This is a genomic window from Rhodococcus sp. Q1, from assembly GCF_004153645.1.
Taxonomy (GTDB): Bacteria; Actinomycetota; Actinomycetes; order Mycobacteriales; family Mycobacteriaceae; genus Rhodococcus; species Rhodococcus gordoniae.
Genome location: NZ_SDMJ01000001.1, coordinates 44588 through 65462, shown reverse-complemented (window position 1 = coordinate 65462; position 20875 = coordinate 44588). Strand labels below are relative to the sequence as shown.

Sequence of the window (20875 nt, the reverse complement as noted above, 5' to 3'; positions counted from 1 at the left end):
CCTGGGGCGCATCTGACCCAGTTCGACCGACATCCGGATGTGAGGACCCCACCACATGCCTGCACGGACCCGCTCGCGCTCGATCCGCGTCCTCGGCGCACTCGCCGCGGCACTGACTGCCACGGCCGTTCTGTCCGCGTGCGGAAGCGACGACTCCACCGCGACGAACACGCCGACGACGTCTGCCACCACCGAGACCTCGACGTCGACCTCGACATCCGCGGCCGAGACGTCCACGTCCACCGGCGCTGCCGCCCCGGAGACCACGGACGACGCCGACACGAGCGATGCGTCCCCGGCCCCGGCCGCGCCCGGCGCCGAAGGCGACACGGGAGCCGGTCCGGGTGCGGCACCCGCTTCCACGCCCGGAGCGCAGGCATTCCTCGACGGCCTCCGTGAAAAGGGTGTGGAGCCCAGCGACGAGACCGGCGCGGTGAACATCGCCGACTACATCTGCAGCGCCCAGGCGCAGGGTGGGTCGCCGGACGAGATCAAGGTGTTCGTGACGGCACTCGTGGGTAGTGATGCTGCAGCCGGTGGTGTCGAGTTGTCGGAGGAGCAGGCCTCCTCGACGGCCGACACCTACATCGCCGTCGCCGGCGCGACGTACTGCAACTAGAACCAGGAAGCGCGGGGACAGCACGAGATGGTCAGGACGAAGCAGCGTCGCGGACGCAGAATCGTGGTCGTAGGGGCGCTGCTCGTCCTGGCGATCGTGCTGGTGCTCTGGTATCTGCTCGCAGGTCGGTTGGACATCCCCTCGCCGATCCCCACCCCGCCGGGGCCGGAGGAGCCGCAGTCGCAGCCGGCTTCGTGCCCCGACGTGCAGGTCGTCGCCGTGCCGGGCACGTGGGAGTCCGCGGTGGGCGACGATCCGTACGCTCCGGCCGCCAATCCGTACTCGCTCATGCTCAATGTGACCAGGCCGCTGCAGGAACGTTTCGACGCCCAGCGCGCCGACGTCTACACCGTGCCGTACGTCGCGCAGTTCTCGAATCCCATCGCTATTCCGCCGGACGGCCAGCAGTCCTACAACAACAGCCGTAGCGAGGGCTTCGCGGCGACCATCGACATCCTGGCGCGACGTTCGGCCGAGTGCCCGCTGACCACCTATGTGCTCACCGGTTTCTCGCAGGGCGCGGTGATCGTGGGCGACGTCGCCGCGCAGATCGGCGCCGGTAACGGTCCGGTTCCCGCCGATCGGGTCCTCGGTGTCGCGCTCGTCGCCGACGGTCGCCGCGACGGGGTCTCGGGTACCGATATCGGTGCGCCCGTCGCCGGGGTGGGGGCCGAACTGTCGCTCGACGGTCTGCGACTGCCGGGCATCACCATGACCGGCGCGCGCCCCGGGGGTTTCGGGGAGCTCGACGACCGCACCGTCCAGATCTGCGCGCCCACCGACAGCATCTGCGATGCGCCGCCGAACGCGCTGAATCCCGCGAACTGGATGTCGGCCGGTCCGCGTCTGCTCGAGTACGTCAACAATCCGATCCACGCGATGTACAACACCTATGTGGTGGACGAGAACGGCACCACCGCGACGCAATGGATCGCGAACTGGGCGGCCGAGAAGATCGACGGCGCACCGCAACCCGCCGAAGAGTGAGACGGCGGCGCCGCCGGTGACCGGGGTGGTTGCACCCTGAGTGAGCCTTCCCACATATTACTCGTCAGTAGTGTTCGATCTCACCACCCGGTACACTCGGTCGACGGGCTGCCTTTAGACTCATCCCTCGGCTGCGTGCCCGGCCGTCCGGGATCGTGGCGCACGACGACTGCCACAGGAGAAGAGGTTCATGGTGCCAGCGACGGCACGGCGAACGGCCGGCCCCCTCCGGGGGTGTACCGACGGCCCGCGACGGGGAATGATCCTTGTCACGAGCTCTCGTATCGGTCGGTCGTACGTATCCGGGCGCTGTTCCTGGGCAGATGAGGGCGAAGGGCTGCACCGCCGGCCGGTACCGGCGCCGAAAACCCGCCGCACACAATCGGATCGTGCGCTCGTCTCGTTCGACGGGCGCGGAATGTGTGCGTGAAGACGACCATGTCGTATCTTTGGGTTTCCCGTAAGCACGGGGAATCGTTCCCTCCCGGCGACCGCACTTCGCGAGGGTGCGCGTGATGCCGATCTGTAACATATCCGTGATCTGGGGTCGATGGACACATTCGACGAGTGGACCGCCGGAAGCCGTGGGGGGCGGTGTGGGTACGACGATCCGCCGGCGCGGAGGAAAAGTTAGTGGCGCAACCATGTCGAGTGGTTGTGGGATCGCTTCGACAGGGAGAAGGAATTGAGCGTCGGGTTCGAAGAGTTCATCGATGAGAACGGGCGGATCAGGCTGCCGGAAGGGCAGACCCTGCTCGATCACCTCGAAGAGAACTTCGCTTCAAACGGTGACGACCTCGCCTACCGGTACATCGACTACTCGCGGGAACGCGATGGCGAGGTACACGAGCTGACCTGGGACCAGTTCGGCGTGCGCATCAAAGCCATCGCCGCGCGCCTGCAGCAGGTCACCGCTCCCGGCGACCGCGTCGCGATCCTCGCTCCGCAGGGGCTCGACTACGTCGTGTCCTTCTTCGCCGCGATCTACGCCGGCACCATCGCGGTGCCGCTCTTCGATCCCGACGAGCCCGGCCACACCGATCGACTGCACGCCGTTCTGGGCGACTGCACACCCAGCGCGATCCTCACCGCCACCTCGTCCGCGGCCGGCGTGCGGCAGTTCTTCCGTCCGCTCCCCGCAGCGCAGCGTCCCCGCGTCATCGCCGTCGACGCCATTCCCGACGCGGTCGCCGAATCCTGGAACCGGCCGCCCATCGGCACCGACGACATCGCCTACCTGCAGTACACCTCCGGTTCGACCCGCGTTCCCGCCGGTGTCGAGATCACCCACCGGTCGGTGCTCACCAACGTCATCCAGATGGCCGACTCCATCGAGCTGAACGAGTCGTCGCGCGGCGTCACCTGGCTGCCGCTGTTCCACGACATGGGTCTGCTCACCGTGATCCTGCCCGCGGTCGGCGGCAAGTACATCACCATCATGAGTCCGCGTGCCTTCGTGGCCCGCCCGAGCCGCTGGATCCGCGAGCTCGCCGCCGTCTCCGACGGCGCCGGCACCTTCGCCGCCGCGCCGAACTTCGCATTCGAGCACGCCGCGGCCCGTGCGGTCCCCAAACCGGGTGAAGAACTCGACCTCAGCAATGTGATCGGCCTGATCAACGGCAGCGAGCCTGTCACCACCTCGTCGATGCGCAAGTTCAACGAGGCATTCGGCCCCTACGGCCTGCCCCGTACGGCGATCAAGCCGTCCTACGGCATGGCCGAGGCCACGCTGTTCGTCTCCTCCACCCGTCACAGCGACGAGGCGAAGGTCATCCACGTCGACCGCACCGCCCTCAACGCCGGCCGGATCGTGCGTGTCGAGCCCGACGCCGAGAACGCCATCCCGCAGGTCTCCTGCGGCTACGTCGCGCGCAGCCAGTGGGCCGCGATCGTCGACGCCGAGACCGGCACCGAGATGCCCGACGAGCAGGTCGGCGAGATCTGGCTGCACGGCGAGAACATGGGTATCGGTTACTGGGGCCGCAAGGAAGAAACCGACAACACCTTCCACAACCGCATCACCAAGCGCCTGCCCGAGGGCAGCCACGCCGAGGGCACCCCGGACGACGGCACCTGGCTGCGCACCGGCGACTACGGCGTCTACATCGACGGCGAGCTCTACATCACCGGTCGCGTCAAGGACCTCGTGATCGTCGACGGACGCAACCACTACCCGCAGGATCTGGAGTTCTCCGCGCAGGAGGCCAGCTCCGCGCTGCGCCCCGGCTTCGTGGCGGCCTTCGCGGTGCCGGCCAACCAGCTGCCGCGCGAGGTCTTCGACAACGACGCCTCCGGCCTGCAGTTCGACGCCGACGACTCGTCGGAGCAGCTCGTGATCGTCGCCGAGCGCGCTCCCGGTGCCGGCAAGGCGGATCCGCAGCCGATCGCCGACGCGGTGCGGGCAGCGATCTCGTCCCGGCACGGTGTCACCGCGCGCGACGTGCTGCTCGTGCCGGCCGGTTCCATCCCCCGTACGTCCAGCGGAAAGATCGCGCGGCGGGCGTGCAAGACCGCATATGTCGAGGGAACGCTGCGTGGTGGCTACCAGCAGCAGGCCTTCCCGGACAGCGTGTGAGAACGAATGTCCTCTTTCCCGGGTAGCGTGGTGGGTTGATGTCTGACACTGAAATGACGGTCGCGCAGCTGCGCGAATGGCTGCGCAACTGGATCGCCGGCGCGACCGGCCAGCCGGTCTCCCAGATCTCGGACGATCGTCCGATGGAGGAGTTCGGTCTGTCCTCCCGGGACGCCGTCGCGATGGCGGGTGAGATCGAGGAACTCCTCGGTGTCACGCTGAACGCGACGATCGCCTACCAGCACCCCACGATCGCGTCCCTCGCGACGCGCATCATCGAGGGCGAGCCCGAGGCCCCCGCCGACGACGACTCCGCCCTGTACACGGTCGGTGCGGTGGCGGGTTCGAAGGACATCGCCATCGTCGGCCTGTCCACCCGTTTCCCGGGCAACGTCGACACCCCCGAACAGATGTGGGAGCTGCTGGCGTCCGGACGCGACGGCATCAGCGATCTGCCCGAAGGCCGCTGGTCGGAGTTCGAGAACGACCCGGCGGTGTGGGAGTCGATCCGCAACGCCAACACCAAGGGTGGCTACCTCGGCGACGTCAAGGGCTTCGACGCCGAGTTCTTCGCGATGTCGCCGCGCGAGGTCGAGATGGTCGACCCGCAGCAGCGGCTCGCGCTGGAACTCACCTGGGAGGCGCTCGAGCACGCACACATCCCGCCGAGCGAGCTCAAGGGCGGCTCGGTCGGTGTGTTCATCGGCAGCTCGGCGAGCGACTACATGCTCCTCGCGGTCGGCGACCCGTCCGCAGCGCATCCCTACGCGCTCACCGGCACCTCCACCGCGGTCATCGCCAACCGCGTGTCGTACTTCTACGACTTCCACGGCCCGTCGGTCACACTCGACACGGCGTGCTCGTCGTCGCTGGTCGCCGTGCACCAGGCCGTGCGGGCGCTGCGCAACGGTGAGGCAGATGTCGCCCTCGCCGGCGGCGTCAACATGCTGCTCGCCCCGGCCGGCACCCTCGGCTTCGACGAACTCGGCGTGATGGCCCCCGACGGCCGCATCAAGGCGTTCTCCGCCGACGCCGACGGCATGATCCGCGCCGAGGGCGGCGGTCTCGTCGTGCTCAAGCGTCTCGAGGACGCCGAGCGCGACGGCGACGACATTCTCGCCGTCATCGCCGGTTCGGCCGTCAACCAGGACGGCCGTTCCAACGGTCTGGCCGCCCCCAACCCCGAAGCTCAGGTCGACGTGCTCCGCCGCGCCTACCGCGACGCGCAGATCCTGCCGTCCGGTGTCGACTACATCGAGGCGCACGGCACCGGCACTGTGCTCGGCGACCCGATCGAGGCCGACGCGCTCGGCCGTGTCGTCGGCCGCAGCCGCGAGGACGACAAGCCGGTCCTGCTCGGCTCGGCCAAGACCAATTTCGGTCACCTCGAGTCCGCCGCCGGTGCGGCCGGTCTCATCAAGGTCGTTCTCGCGATGCAGAACGACCGGCTCCCGCCGACGCTCAACTACACGGCGCCCAACCCGTACATCCCGTTCGACAGCGCTCATCTGAAGGTCATCCCCGAGGGCGCGACGTGGCCGCGTTACACCGGCCGGGCCGTCGCGGGTGTGTCCGGATTCGGTTTCGGTGGCACCAACGCCCATGTCGTGGTGCGCGAGTACACCGGCCCCGCCCATCTCGAAGCCTCCGAGGCCGAGGTCGAGGTGCTGCCCGAGGACATCCCGGCAGCCTTCGAGGAACAGACGGAGGAGAAGCCCGAGACTGCTCGGGAGCTGCCCGTGCTGCTCGCCGTCTCGGCCGCGATGCCGTCACGCCGCCGTCGTGCGGCCGCCGACCTCGCCGACTGGCTCGAGACGGAGAAGGGCAGCACGACGCCGCTCGTCGACGTCGCCCGCACGCTCGCGCGCCGCAACCACGGCCGGTCCCGCGCGATCGTCGTGGCGAGCAACCACGGTGAGGCCATCGCCGGTCTGCGTGCCGTCGCCGCCGGTAAGCCCGCACAGGGCGTGTTCACCGCCGACGCTCCCGCATCCAAGGGCGCGGTGTGGGTGCTGTCCGGTTTCGGTGCCCAGCACCGCAAGATGGCCAAGCAGCTGTACCTCGAGAACCCGGTCTTCGCCGCGGCCGTCGACGAAGTCGACGAGCTGATCTACGACGAGTCGGGCTACTCCATGAAGGAGAAGTTCCTCGACGACGGTCAGGACTACGACGTCGAGACCGCGCAGGTCGGCATCTTCACGATCCAGATCGGTCTCGCCGCGCTGCTGCGTCACCACGGCGCCGAGCCCGCCGCGGTCGTCGGTCACTCGATGGGTGAGGCCGCCGGCGCCTACATCTCGGGCGGACTGTCGCTCGAGGACGCCGTGCGCGTCATCTGCTCGCGCTCGCGTCTGATGGGTGAGGCCGAGTCCGGCCTGACCGGCGACGACATCCGTCTCATGGCCCTCGTCGAGTACAGCGCCGCCGAGATCACCGACGTGCTGCCCGACTTCCCGCAGCTCGAGGTCTGCGTCTACGCGGCGCCGACCCACACCGTCATCGGTGGCCCGCAGGAGCAGGTCAACGCGATCGTCGCGCGTGCCGAGGCAGAGGAGAAGTTCGCCCGGGTCCTGCAGACCAAGGGCGCGAGCCACACCTCGCAGGTCGATCCGATCCTCGGCGAGCTCGCGGCCGAACTCGCCGGCATCGAACCGCACCGCCTGAAGGTCGACCTGTACTCCTCGGTCGACCAGGAGACCCTCTACCGCGCAGGTCACGACGGTATCCACGACGTCGAGTACTGGACCAAGGGCATGCGCCACAGCGTGTACTTCACCCAGGCGATCCGGCAGGCCCTGTCCGACGGGCACACCACCTTCGTCGAGCTCAACGCGAACCCTGCGACGCTCATGTCGGTCGCGGCGACGGCCTTCGACGCCGGTGTACAGGACGGCCAGTTCATCCAGACGCTCAAGCGCAAGGAGGACGAGTCCCTCGGCGTCCTCGCCGCCCTCGCACAGCTGTACGTGCACGGGCAGGCGGTCGACCTGAAGACCCTGCTGCCGGAAGGCGATTACGCCGACCTGCCGCGCACCGCCTTCCTCCGCAAGCCGTACTGGGTCGACGCCCGTATCGGCACCTCCGGCAACGGCCGTGCGCCCGGCGCCCGGGTCGCCCTGCCCGACGGCCGCTACGTCTGGGAGGTGCAGGCCTCCGCCGTCACCGACACGGCCGAGCTGCTCGTCGCGGCGGCCTCGCAGGTGCTGTCCGATGTCACGCTCACCGCGTCCATCCCGCACACCGGCGTCCCCGCGACCGGCACCCTCACCACGACTCTCACCCGGCATCCGGGTGGCGCGTCGCTGCAGGTGCACGCGAACACCGGCGACGGTTTCACGCTCGTCCACGAGGGTGTCGTCACCTCCGGTGAGCCGCTGCCCGCACCCGTCGCGGCTGCTGCGAAGCCCGCCGCACAGGCCGAGGAGCTGCCCGAGGTCGTGGAGTCGTTCGGCGACAAGTGGGATCCGAACGGATCACAGACCCTCGACGACCGCCTGACGCTGATCGTCGCCGAGTCCATGGGCTACGCGCCCGAGGACCTGCCGGCCGAGATCCCGCTCATCGAACTGGGTCTCGACTCACTCATGGCCGTCCGCATCAAGAACCGCGTCGAGTACGAGTTCGACATCCCGCAGCTGCAGCTGTCGGCGGTCAAGGACGCGAGTCTGCGCGACGTCTCGAAGTACCTGCGGTACGCCGTCGAGAATCGCGAGGAGGTCGCGCAGCTCGCCGAGCAGCAGGCCGCCGAGAAGGCAGCCGAACGGGCAGCCACTGCAGAACGGGACGAGCTCCCGCAGGTCGAGGACACCACCGCGGTGGGCGAGGCCGAGCAGATCCTCGCCGAGGCCGAAGCGCAAGCCACGGCCGAGGCAACGGCAGCGACCGAACCCGAGCAGGAGTCGAGCGGAGTCGACGTGCCGCCGCGCGACGCCGCGGAACGGTTGACCTTCGCCTCCTGGGCGGTGATCACCGGCAAGTCGGCCAAGGGCATCTTCAACCCGCTGCCGAAGCTCGACCGCGCCGACGCCGAGCGGCTCGCCGCCCGGCTGACCGAGCGGTCCGAGGGCGAGATCACCGTCGACGACGTGCTCGCCGCGTCGACCGTCGAGCAGCTCGCCGAGACCGTGCGGCAGCACCTCGAATCCGCCGACCGCATCGACGGTCTGGTACGCACGCTGCGGCCCCGCGCCGAGGGATCGGACGCCGTGCCGGTCTTCGTCTTCCACCCCGCGGGCGGATCGACCGTCGCGTACGAGCCGCTGCTGCGCCGCCTGCCGGCGCGCACCCCGGTGTTCGGTTTCGAGCGCACCGAGGGTCCGATCGACACCCGCGCCCAGGCGTACCTGCCGCTCGTCGAGGAGATCCAGGGCGACGGGCCGTATGTGCTGTGCGGCTGGTCGCTCGGTGGTGTCCTCGCCTACGCGGTGGCCCGTCTGCTGCGTGAGAAGGGCAAGGACGTGCGTCTCGTCGGTCTCATCGACACGGTCATGGCCGGTGAGAAGGTCGAGGACACGCCCGAGGAGATCCGCAAGCGCTGGCAGCGTTACTCGGCGTTCGCGAAGAAGACCTACGGGATCGACGCGCCGCTGCCCTACGACCTGCTGGCCGAGGCCGGCAGCGACGAGGAGCAGATCGGCATCCTGATGGGGCTGCTCGAGTTGAGCGGAGCGCAGATCCCCGGCGGCATCATCGAGCACCAGCGCACGTCGTGGCTCGACAACCGCGCAATCCAGACCGCGGATCTCGCGCCCTACGACGGCAAGGTCGTGCTGTACATGGCCGACAAGTACCACGACGACGCGATCGATCTCGAGCCGGCCTTCGGCACCCGGCAGCCCGACGGTGGGTGGGGCGAGGTCGTCGGAGATCTCGAGGTCGTACACGTCGGCGGCGATCACCTGCAGATCGTCGACGAGCCGTACATCTCGAAGGTGGGGGAAGACCTGACCCGCAAGCTGGCCGACATCGAGGCCTCGAGGAGCTGAACGAAGAAGTGAGCACCACGGCACAGAAGCTGGCCGAGCTGCGCGAGAAGCTGGAGGTGGCGAAGGAGCCTGCGGGCGAACTCGCCGTCGCCAAGCGCGCGAAGAAGGGCATCCCGAGCGCCCGCGAGCGCATCGACATGCTGCTCGACAGGGGCAGCTTCGTCGAGATCGGCGCGCTGATGAAGACGCCCGGCCGCGACGACGCCATGTACGGCGACGCCGTCGTCGTCGGGCACGGCACGGTCGACGGCCGTCCCGTCGCGGTGTTCTCCCACGACCAGACGGTCTTCGGTGGCAGCGTCGGTGAGATGTTCGGTCGCAAGGTCGCCGCGGTCCTCGACTTCGCGCTCAAGGTCGGCTGCCCGGTGGTCGGTATCAACGACTCCGGTGGCGCCCGTGTGCAGGACGCCGTCACCTCGCTCGCGTGGTACGGCGAGATCGGCAAGCGTCACGAGCCGTTGTCGGGTCTGTGCCCGCAGATCTCCGTGATCGTCGGCAACTGCGCCGGCGGTGCGGTCTACGCGCCGATCAACACCGACGTCGTGGTCGCCACCGAAGGCGCCCACATGTTCGTCACCGGGCCCGACGTCATCAAGGCCGTCACCGGCGAGGACGTCAGCCTCGAGGAACTCGGCGGCGCCCGCAAGCAGGCCGAGTACGGCAACGTGCACCACGTCGCACCCGACGAGAAGGCCGCCTTCGAGTGGGTGCGGCAGTACCTGAGCTACATGCCGTCCAATGCGCAGGAGAAGCCGCCGGTCGTCAATCCCGGTCTCGAACCGGAGATCACCCCCGACGACCTCGAACTCGACACGTTCATGCCCGATGCCGACAACTCCGGCTACGACATGCACGACATCCTGCTGAAGATCTTCGACGACGGCGACTTCCTCGAGGTCCGCGCGCAGACCGCGCCGAACATCATCACCGGCTACGCCCGCGTCGACGGCCGGGCGGTGGGCGTGGTGGCGAACCAACCGCTGTACCTGTCGGGTGCGCTCGATGCGGCCGCCGCCGACAAGGCGGCGCACTTCGTGCGCGTGTGCGACGCCTACGACATCCCGCTCGTGTTCGTCGTCGACACCCCGGGCTTCCTGCCCGGTGTCGAGCAGGAGAAGATCGGCGTCATCAAGCGGGGCGGCCGGTTCCTGTTCTCGTACGTCGAGGCGTCGGTCCCGAAGGTGACGGTCGTGGTCCGCAAGGCCTACGGCGGCGGTTACGCGGTGATGGGATCGAAGCAGCTCGGCGCCGACATCAACTTCGCGTGGCCCACCGCGCGTATCGCCGTGATGGGTGCCGAATCGGCTGTCGCGGTGATCGGGCGCCGGCAGATCGAGGCCGCGGGCGAGAACGCTCCGGCGGTCCGCCAGCAGCTCATCAACTTCTACAACGAGCATGTCGCGACGCCGTACATCGCGGCCGAGCGCGGATATGTCGACGCGGTGATCGAGCCGTCGACCACCCGTCTCGAAATCCGCAAGGCGCTGAACCTTCTTCGCGACAAGGAAGTGTTCAAGAACCCGCGGAAGCATCACCTGCTGCCGCTGTAGAGCCGTTGCCGACGGGGCCTGTGCACCAGTGCGTGCACAGGCCCCGTCGTGTGCATCCGACGCCGCCCGACCGGGCCGAGGGTCAGGGAACGGTCCAGGAACCCCGGCCCGGCAGGAAGGTGATGTCGGTGGTCGTCACGACCGCCTCGATACGTCCGGAGCCGGTCTCGAACCAGGGGTATTCCCACCCTGCGGAGGGGATGGGCGGGTAGATCGGCAGGGTGACGGTGCCACGCTGTCCGGTGGTGACGTTCGTCCAGTTCACGAGGCACGGGCACCGGAAGCTGCTGCCGAATCGCGAGAAGCCGGGACGCTCGGGGTCCACACCGACGGTCACGCCCTCGTTGACGAGGAGACCTCCCCACCCTGCGGAACCGGTGCCACCGACCGCGCCGATCACCGGGCTCAGGGTCGTAGCCGCCACAGGCTCCGCGGACGCTGCGGGAGCGGTGACCACACCGAGCGCGAGCGCTGCGCCCAGGGCTGCCGTGAATGCGATCTTTCTCGAGGTCGTCATGCCCTGTGTGTCGCCCGTCGGCGTCACTTCCGTTACTCGCGTCTCATCCGTCACTCGTAGACGCGCATCGGCGCGGGTTTCCACAACCCGGACCTCGTCACCTCGGTGGTGGTCAGTTCTGCCGGCTGCGCGTTGGGGTAGAAGCGCACGTACCGCTCCACCGAACCCCAGTCGCGGCCCCAGTCGTTCTCCAGGTAGGTGGGAACCTGCTCGGGTCGCGCCAGGACCTCCGCGAAGCCGAGCGGGCCACCGTTGTCGGCGGACTGCCAGGTGTCGGTCGACGACACCGCGAGCGGACGGTCGGGAAGGATCCGGTAGTTCGGCATCTCGGCGACGCCCGCCCAGTGGTCGAACGGCCGCTGGCACGGGAACTGCAGGCCCACGGCCCAGTCCAGCAGGAGCGGCTGTTCGGAACCGAGCTGGGTATCGAGTCGCTCGAGCGTCGGGACGCGCGGCGGCGTGAACGCCAGCCACTGGTCGCCGGTGAGGTTGGGGTCGTTGGCGACGATACGGACGGCGTCGACGTCGTCGGGCAGGTCGGCGAGGGGAACACGCAGGTTCCGCCACGACGGCGCAGGACCGATGTCGCGCGGCAGGTAGGTGCCCTTCGCCTCGACACTGCCGTCGGCCTGGCGGGTGCCGTACTCCACCAGCAGCGACTGGCCGTAGGTCAGTGCCCCGGTGTCGTCGTACGACCAGATGCGACCGGCCGCGGAGATCACGATCAGCGGGGTCTCGTCGGTGATGTCCGGCAGTGCGTACCAGCTGGAGGTGAGCGAGGCGGGTTCCTGCACACCGTCCTGGTAGCTGCCGAGCACCGGGGTGACGGCGGGGTCGAGTCCGAAGGGCAGGCGTACGGTGCTGCCGTTCACGGTCTGCTCACCCGAGCCGCCCGTGGTGCCGCCGCCCGCGCCGGTCTCGAAGGTGGGGCCGACGCTCTGGTTGTCGGTGTTGCCCTGACCGGGCTTCACCTCGACGTAGTCGGCGGTCAGGTCGGACGGCACGCCGTCGGGAGTGAAGCCGCGCGGCGCAGCACCGGCGAGCGGATCACCGTTCGCCGGGGGAGCGGCGGGGTCGATGATCGGTTCGAGGCGTCCCTCGTCGGGGTCCGCCTCGACGAGCACATCGTTCGCCAGGCCGCAGGTCTGACCGGCGACCGCACCGATGTTCGAGCGGGCGAGCGAGTACGCCGGGTACTGCGACACCGCGCCCTTGAGCAGCGACAACACCTCGAACAGCACCATCGCCGCGGCGACGACCGTGAGCGGCGCGGCCGCGAGGGCGCGGATCCGCCGGCCCTTCCTCGTCTCGGGCGACTCCGGCGGCGGTGCGTAGCCCTCGCGGAGGTACTGCCACGCGACGACCACGAGGGCGAGACCGAACAGGATCAGGAACAGCGAACTGGACTGGTAGCCGCTCAGCGAGACGGTCTTGTCGAACCACGGCACGCCGTAGCTCGAGACGTACCACCAGCCGTTGATACCCGCGAACGACACCGCCAGGACGAACAGCAGTCCGGCGAGGAAGATCGTGCGGTTGCGCCGCGACCGCAACGCGCTCGCGGAGACCACCACGGCGGTGACCGTCGCGAGCGACCCGGCGATGCCTGCGTACGCCCCGAAGTGGTGGGTCCACTTCGTGGGGTTGAACATCATGAAGAAGATCGTGCCGAAGACGATGCCGAGCAGACGCCAGGTCGGGCTCACGGCGACCCCGGGGATGCGGCGGCGGCGCAGCAGCACGAACAGCGTGGTGAACAGGCACAGCAGCATGACGAGGAACGCGAAGCGGCGCGGCAGCGAACCGTCGACGGTCTGAACCATCAGGTAGTAGTAGCGGAGGAAGTCGTTCCACCACTCCTCGTTGGGGCCGATGATGGTGCGCACGCGGGTCGCCTCGAGGACCGCGGCGAGCGTCTGATCCGAGAACACCACGACCAGCACGAGCATCCCGGCGGCACCGATCGGGGCGAGCAGTGGCAGGGTGCCGACCTCCCGGTGGCGGCGCACGATGATCCGCGTCATCGGCCGGATGCCGGCGATGAGCGCGGCGATACACATGAGGCCGGTCGGAGCCGCGGCGAGGGTGAAGGCGCCGATGAACACCGCCGTCGCGGCGGGCAGCAGACGACCGGTCGCGATGGCGCGTTCGATCGAGCACCAGGTGAGCAGCGCACCGAGCGCGACGATCGGCTCGGGCCGCAGACCGTTGTTGTACGGCAGCCAGAAGGCGAGGAAGACCAGCCCGCCGGTCCACAATGCGATGCGATTGTGCCGCACGGCCCGGCCGAGACGCGGCACCACCTCACGGCTGATGACCATCCAGCACAGGATTCCGGCGATCAGCGCCGGGATGCGCATCCACGGGCTGGCCGTGGAGATCTTCGCGAAGGCCGCCAGCACGTCGTAGTACCAGCCGAAGGGAGCTTCGGGGACACCGAACCAGCGGAAGTAGTTGGCCATGTAGCCGGAGTTCTCCGCCGCCCTGGCCATGGTCAGCAGGTAACCGTCGTCCGAGGTGTTCGCACCGAAGAAGTGCCAGCCGACGAGCGTGACGACGACGACGACGTCGACGCCGGTGAACTTCCACCACCGGGACGGCAGGAACCGGCGGTGCCCCCGACCGTCCGTGCCGTCGAGCTTGGCCAGCGCGCCGAGCGCGAGCGCCGTCGACAGCACAGCAAGGATCATCGCGAGGGACTTCACCAGAGTCGGCGACGACGTGAACCGGGAGTCGACGTCCACAGTGACGTCGAGGCCGGGAACGGCGGTCGGCAGGTCGCTGAACATACCGACGACGAGCGGTCGCAGGTCGCCGGTGAGCTCGCCGGCCCGCGGGTTGCCGTTCTCGTCCGAGAGGCCGACGAACTCCGCGGTGGTGCGTTCGGAGTCGGAGAAGATCCGCAGTTCGCTGCACGCACCCGACTCGACGTCGGCGCGCGGTGCGGTCGCGACCACCACGTTGCGGTCGAGGACATCGACGTTCTCGTTGCCGACCCGTACGAACATGGCGTTGAGCGCGGCGTCCTGCCCGCTGGTGGGGGCGGTCGCGAGCAGCATGCCGCCGTCGGCGGGCATCCCCGCGATGGCGGTGCACGGCACGGTGGCGCGGAACTGCAGGGGGACCTGCGACATCAACGGCAGCTCGACGTCGGTCGCCGCCGCGTCCTGCGGCCACGACATCGTCGCCTCGGTCACGCGGACCGGAAGGAACGGTGTGGCCAGTGCCGAGATCATGCCGAGCAGCCCGGCGACGACGGCGACGAGCCGCGCGGTCCGGTACCGAGTGCGAAGGTCCTCGCCCATCGACCGTGGGGCGGTCGGAGTGGGCGCGGGTGAGGTCGTCACGTCGTCGGGCACGGGAGTCGATGGTATCCGGCGACGTGGTGTGACGGCACTCGCCCTTACTCCAACAGGACCGGAACCCCGTCACGGATGCGGCCGGGTGACCACAGGCCGGAGCGGGTCGTCACGTCGGTGGCGACCTCGGCAGGGGAGGCCTCCGGATCGATCGGGAGGTACCGCTCGAGCGATCCCCAGTCGCGATCCCAGTCGTGATTCAGATAGGTGGGCACCGTCTCGGCGTTCAGCAGCAAGGGGATCCAGCCGAGCGGGCCACCGCCGATGTCATCCTGCCAGCCGTTCGTCGCGTCGGCCCCGACGCGGTCGGGCAGGATGCGGTACTCGGGGACCTCGGCGACACCGTTGCGGTGGCCGAACGGACGCTGGCACGGGAAGGCGAGCCCCACCGACCAGTCGATCAGCACCGGAGCGTCGGATCCGACGACCTCCTGGAGGGTCTCCATGCGCGGCATCCGCGGCGGGGTGACCGCGACCCACTGATCGGAGGAGAGGTCACCGTCGTTCACGACGATCCGGACGGCGTCGGCGTCGGCGGGGATCACGTCGCTCGGCACGCGCAGGTTGCGCCACGAGGGCGACGGGCCGATATCGATCGGTGCGAGCGTGGCCAGCGGCGTCACGTCGTCCCCGGACGACGATCCGAATTCCAGCACCACGTCCTGACCGGGGGTGATGACGCCGTCGGGGTCGACATAGCGCACGCGTCCCGCAGCCGTCACGACCAGCAGCGGTGTCTCAGCGGTGCGCTCGGGCAGCGCGTACCAGCCGGACTCGAGTTCGGCCGACTGCTGCACCCCGGTGCGGTAGCTGCCGAGGACCGGGGTGGTCTGCGGGTCGAGTCCGAACGGCAGCTTCACGGTGCTGCCGTTGATGCCTTCGTCGCTGGTGCGTCCACCCTCGGTGCCGGCGCTCGTGGAGGTGGTGGTGCCGCCCTCCTCGCTGTCGACAGTGTTGGCGCCACCGGTCGTGGTGGTCTCCGCGTCGGCCGTGAGGTCGAGCGCCACTCCGTTCGGGGTGAAACCGACGGCGGTACCGGCACCCAGGGCCTTGCCCGGATCCCCGTCGAGGGGCTGAAGCATGGTCGCGTTCGGGTCGGTCTCCACGAGCACTTCGTCGGCGAGGGCGCAGTGGTTGCCGGTGAGCGCCGCCGCATTCGACTTGGCGATCGAATAGGCCGGGTACTGCGAGACCGCGCCCTTGAGCAGCGACAACACCTCGAACACCACCACCGCCGCCGCGACCAGCGTGAGCGGCGCCGACGCCAGGGCCCGCACCCTGCCGTTGCGGTCGGGGCGCGGCGTGGTGAACGGCTCGCGCAGATGGAACCACGCGGCGAGGAGCAGTGTGAGCACCGTCAGCGCGAGCAGTGCCGTGGAGAAGGCGTGGCCGGAGATCGACGGCGGCTTGTCCCACCACGGGATGCCGTAGCTCGAGACGTACCACCAGCCGTTCGAGCCGGTGAACGCCATGGCCAGGACGAACAGCACCCCGGCGGTGAACAGCGCCCGGTTGCGCGCCGAGCGGATACCGACCGCTCCCACCCCGATCGCGGCGAGCGCCGCCACCGACGCGGCCAGGCCCGCGTACACACCGAAATGGTGCGTCCACTTCGTGGGCGTGAGCATCATGAGCAGCAGCGACGCGAAGACGATGCCGAGGATGCGCCGCGAGGGTCCGATCGCGGTGCCCGGGATGCGGCCCTTGCGCAGGATCAGCATGACGCACACGACCAGGCACAACAGCATCACGAACACACCGAACCGGCGGGCCAGCGAACCGTCGGGGGAGACGGTGAGCAGTGCGTCCCAGCGCAGCCGCTCGTCGAACCACGGCACGTTCGGGCCCACGGCCGAGCGCACACGGGTCGCCTCGAGGACCGACGCGAGCGTCTGGTCGGCGAAGACCGCGATGAGCACGACGGTGCCCGACGCGAGGATCGGTGCGAGGGGCGCGACGACACCGACGAGATGCCGGCGCGCGACCAGCACCTTCACCAGGGGGCGGAGCCCGGCGAGGAGCGCGGCCACCGCGATCAGGCCGGTCGGGCCGGCGGCGAGCGAGAAGGCCGCGACGAGCACCGCGATCGCGGCGGGCAACATGCGTCCGGTCGCGATGGCGCGTTCGACGGAGCACCAGGTCAGCAGCGCACCGACCGCGATGATCGGCTCCGGGCGCAGGCCGTTGTTGTAGGGGAGCCAGAAGGCGAGGAAGACCAGTCCGGCCGTCCACAGCGACACCCGGCTGTGCCGGACGGCGACACCGAGCCGGGGGATGACCTCGCGGCCGATCACCATCCAGCACAGAATCGCCGCGACCAGCGTGGGCAGACGCATCCACACACTCGAAGTCGAGACCTGCGCGAACACGACGAGCACGTCGTAGAACCATCCGAACGGCGCCTCGGGCACACCGAACCAGCGGAAGTAGTTGGCCATGTACCCGGCCTCACCGGACACCCGCGCCATGTTGAGGATGTAGCCGTCGTCCGAAGTGTTCGCGCCGACGATATGCCAGAGCAGCAGGGTGCCCACGACCACGACGTCCACGGAGGTGAACCGCCACCAGCGGGCCGGCAGGAACCGGCGTGCGCGGCGCCCGTCGATCCCGTCGAGTCGATGCAGGGCGACGAGCGAGACCAGCGTCGCGAGCGCGCACACGATCATCGCGAGAAGCTTGAGGACCGTGGGGGTCGAGGTGAACCGCGAGTCGAGCTCGGCGCGCACCGACAGTCGTTCGGCGGAGTCGCCGCCGTCGGGTTGGAAGGCCTCCGCAGGGCCGGTGAGCTCGCTGAAGACCCCCACTACCTGGGGACGCTCGTCACCTTCCAGTTCGACCGTGACCGGCGGATCCGCACCCACGATCTCGGCGGCGGTGCGTTCGGAGTTGGATGCGACGGTCACCGCCGTGCACGGCGCGTCGAGCGGCGCCGAGACGAGCACGGAGTTGCGCAGGACGGCCTCGATGGTGCCGGGGGCGCCGCCCTCACCGGGAACCGCCCGGATCACGAGGCCCTCGGCGGTGGCGTCGGGGGAGCCGGACGGAATGGTCGAGACGAGGGTCCCGCCGTCGGTGCCGAGCTGCGACGCCGCCGCGCACGGCACGCTCACCCGCAGTGTGAGCGGGGTGTAGGTGACGAGTGGCGCCTCGACGCTGTCGACGGTGCCGTTCTGCGGCCACTGCAGCTCACTGATCTCCTGCCGTACCGGCAGGAAGGGCAGGCTCAGCGCCAGCACGAACCCGAGCAACCCCGACACGATCGCGACGATCCGCGCGGTGCGGACGCGCGATGCCGGATCGGACGAATCGGTTTTCCCGGGCGAAGTGGTATCGGCTGGCACAAGCGTCGATGCTAGGCGAGTCGAGTCACGGGGCCGACGCGTGCCACTGCGCGAGCGCCGCGGTGGCAGGGCCGCCGCACTCCTGCCGGCGCACTTCCGCGGTTCTGCCCGACCACCTCCGGCACGGCGTTTCCGCCACTAGCATCGCTGTCTATGAAGACCTCCACCCCGATCGGGCGCGCTCTGCGCGCGGCGGGCATCGGGGAGGTCTGCGACGACTCGACCACGCGCGCGCTGTACTCGTCCGACGCCTCCCTGTATCGCGTTCCACCGCAGGCGGTGGTGCGCGCCCGATCGATCGACGACGTCGCCGCGACGCTCGACGTGTGCCGGCGCGAGGGTGTTCCCCTCACCTCCCGCGGCACCGGCACCTCGCTCGCGGGCAACGCTGTCGGGCCCGGCGTCGTCCTCGACTTCTCGCGTCATCTGAACCGCGTTCTCTCCGTCGACCCCGAGACCCGGACCGCGCGGGTACAGCCGGGTGTCGTGCAGGCCGAACTACAGCGGGCCGCGGCACCGCACGGTCTGCGCTTCGGTCCCGATCCGTCCACCCACAACCGGTGCACGATCGGCGGGATGATCGGCAACAACGCGTGCGGGGCGCGTGCGCTCGGCTACGGCCGCACATCCGACAACGTCGTCGCCCTCGAAGTACTCACCGGCACCGGGCACCCGCTGTCGCTGCCCGGCGAGGATCCGGTGCTGGAACCGTTGCGGGAGATCGTCGCCCGCGACCTCGCGACCATCCGCACCGAATTCGGCCGCTTCGGCCGGCAGGTGTCGGGTTATGCACTCGAGCATCTGCTGCCGGAGAACGGTTTCGACGTCCGGAAGCTGTTCGTCGGTAGCGAGGGCACGCTCGGGATCACGACCGAGGCGACGGTGCAGCTGGTCGTCGATCCCGCCTTCCGCACGATGGTCGTGCTCGGCTATCCCGACATCGTCGCCGCCGGGAACGCCGCGCACGGACTACTGGGTTTCCGGCCCACAGCATGCGAAGGGCTCGACTCGCGGATCGTCGACATCGTCCGCGCCCGGCGCGGACCGGCCGCGGTACCGCCCCTTCCCTCCGGCGCAGCGTGGCTGTTCGTCGAACTGGCAGGTGACGACGCCGACGAGGTCCGCGACCGGGCATGTGCGCTCGCTCAGGCCGCCGCCGCGACCGACCTGCTGCACGTCGAGGACCAGGCGCGTGCCGCTGCGCTGTGGCGTATCCGGGAGGACGGGTCCGGCCTGTCGGCGAGAAGCCCGAAGGGGTTGCCCGCGCACGCGGGCTGGGAGGACGCCGCCGTCCCCGCCCACCGCGTCGGCGACTATCTCCGCGATTTCGAGGAACTGCTCGCCGGATACGACGTCACCGGCTACCCCTACGGGCACTTCGCCGACGGCTGCATCCACATCCGCCTCGACATCCCCCTCGAGGTTCCGGGTCTGTTCCGCGAATTCCTCTTCGAGGCAGCCGAACTCGTCGCCGAATACGGCGGGTCGATGTCGGGGGAGCACGGCGACGGGCGTGCCCGGAGCGAACTGCTGCCCGTGATGTACTCACCCGACGCGCTCGCACTGTTCGGGGCCGTGAAGTCGGTCTTCGATCCGGAGAACGTCCTCAACCCCGGCGTGCTCGTCGACCCGCGGCCCGTCGACGCCGACCTGCGCGTCCCGGCAGCCCGGAAGATCCGGGAGGGCCTGGCCTTCCGCTATCTCGAGGACGGCGGCGACTTCACGCAGGCCGTGCACCGGTGTACCGGGGTCGGCAAGTGCCGCGCCGACAACACCGGCACCGGCGGGGTGATGTGCCCGTCCTTCCTCGCGACCCGTGAGGAGAAGGACTCCACCCGAGGACGTGCCCGGGTGCTGCAGGAGATGCTCAACGGTCACCTCGTCGCCGAGTCGTGGCAGTCGCCGGAAGTGCACGAGGCGCTCGATCTGTGCTTGTCGTGCAAGGGATGTCTGTCGGACTGTCCGACCGGGGTCGACATGGCGACCCTCAAATCCGAAGTCCTGCACCAGACCTACCGGGGACGGAGGCGGCCCGCCAGTCACTACGGTCTCGGCAGGCTGCCGCAGTGGGCGGCGATCGCCTCCCGTGCACCACGCGCCGTCAACGCCCTTGCCCGCGCTCCGGGGGTCGCCCCGCTCGGGTTGACCGTCGCCGGTCTCGACCGCCGCCGCCGTGTACCGAGGTTCGCGCCCCGCACCTTCCGGAAGTGGTTCGCCGACACCCTCTCGCAACGATCCCGCACGGGCGACCCGGTGCTGCTGTTCGTCGACACTTTCACCGAGTACTTCACCCCGGAGATCGGGGTTGCCGCCGTGCGCGTGCTCGAAGCCGCCGGACGCAGCGTGCACCTCACCGACGAACCCCGCTGCTGCGGCCTGACGTGGATCACCACCGGCCAGCTCGACCAGGCCCGGAAGATCCTGGGCCGCACCGTCGCCGAACTCTTCCGCAGCGGCATGCCGATCGTCGGTCTCGAACCGTCGTGTACCGCCGTCCTGCGTTCCGACGCGGTCGAACTGCTCGGGTCCGCACCCGCGCGTCTCGTGGCCGACAGCACCACTACCCTCGCCGAATTCCTCGCCGACTGGGAACCGCCGTCGCTGGACGGCACACGGATCGTCGCACAACCCCACTGCCACCACCACGCCGTCATGGGATGGGGCGCCGACGCCGCACTGTTGCGACGCGCGGGTGCCGACGTGCAGCGCCTCGCCGGCTGCTGCGGCCTGGCCGGGAATTTCGGAGTCGAACGCGGGCACTACGACGTGTCGGTGGCGGTCGCGCGAACCCAACTGCTGCCGGCGGTCGAGGCGGCATCCGACGACGCGGTGATCCTCGCCGACGGCTACTCGTGCCGTACCCAGCTGAGCGACCTCACGACGCGGCGCGGCACGCATCTGGCGGAGTTGCTGGCCTCACGACTGCCGTAGGCCCGGAGACG

The 20875-nt window shown here is 69.5% G+C and carries 9 protein-coding genes; 6 read left to right on the top strand and 3 right to left on the bottom strand.

Translation table 11 applies throughout. From position 1 onward, the window contains the following. Positions 1-55: 55 nt before the first annotated feature. The 5 genes from EQ874_RS00270 (at position 56) to EQ874_RS00250 (ending at position 10716) form a co-directional block, all read left to right on the top strand. Positions 56-619, top strand: coding sequence for a DUF732 domain-containing protein (locus tag EQ874_RS00270; protein WP_129974875.1), 564 nt, complete (start codon positions 56-58; stop codon positions 617-619). A gap of 27 nt (positions 620-646) precedes the next feature. Next, positions 647-1606, top strand: a complete 960-nt coding sequence (locus EQ874_RS00265; RefSeq protein WP_064064501.1) for a cutinase family protein — start codon at positions 647-649, stop codon at positions 1604-1606. A 685-nt stretch (positions 1607-2291) separates the two neighbouring features. Then, entirely contained in the window at positions 2292-4181 is a 1890-nt protein-coding gene (fadD32, locus tag EQ874_RS00260) for a long-chain-fatty-acid--AMP ligase FadD32 (protein WP_064064502.1), read from the top strand. A gap of 53 nt (positions 4182-4234) precedes the next feature. Beyond that, positions 4235-9166, top strand: coding sequence for a polyketide synthase Pks13 (gene pks13, locus EQ874_RS00255; protein WP_129975886.1), 4932 nt, complete (start codon positions 4235-4237; stop codon positions 9164-9166). Between the two features lie 8 nt (positions 9167-9174). Further along, on the top strand, positions 9175-10716 hold the full coding sequence (locus EQ874_RS00250; RefSeq protein WP_016931449.1) for an acyl-CoA carboxylase subunit beta: 1542 nt from the start codon (positions 9175-9177) through the stop codon (positions 10714-10716). Between the two features lie 82 nt (positions 10717-10798). Here EQ874_RS00250 and EQ874_RS00245 read toward each other — a convergent pair whose 3' ends face one another. The 3 genes from EQ874_RS00245 to EQ874_RS00235 are packed head-to-tail and all read right to left on the bottom strand — an operon-like array spanning position 10799 to position 17933. After that, entirely contained in the window at positions 10799-11233 is a 435-nt protein-coding gene (locus EQ874_RS00245) for a hypothetical protein (protein WP_064064504.1), read from the bottom strand. A gap of 50 nt (positions 11234-11283) precedes the next feature. Next, positions 11284-14592, bottom strand: coding sequence for an arabinosyltransferase domain-containing protein (locus tag EQ874_RS00240; protein WP_129974873.1), 3309 nt, complete (start codon positions 14590-14592; stop codon positions 11284-11286). A gap of 44 nt (positions 14593-14636) precedes the next feature. Then, positions 14637-17933 carry an arabinosyltransferase domain-containing protein gene (locus EQ874_RS00235; protein WP_129974871.1) on the bottom strand — a complete coding sequence of 1099 codons (3297 nt, stop codon included), beginning with the start codon at positions 17931-17933 and terminating at the stop codon, positions 14637-14639. 153 nt (positions 17934-18086) lie between these two features. Between EQ874_RS00235 and EQ874_RS00230 the strand changes: the two genes are divergently transcribed. After that, on the top strand, positions 18087-20864 hold the full coding sequence (locus tag EQ874_RS00230; protein ID WP_129974870.1) for an FAD-binding and (Fe-S)-binding domain-containing protein: 2778 nt from the start codon (positions 18087-18089) through the stop codon (positions 20862-20864). Positions 20865-20875: the final 11 nt, after the last annotated feature.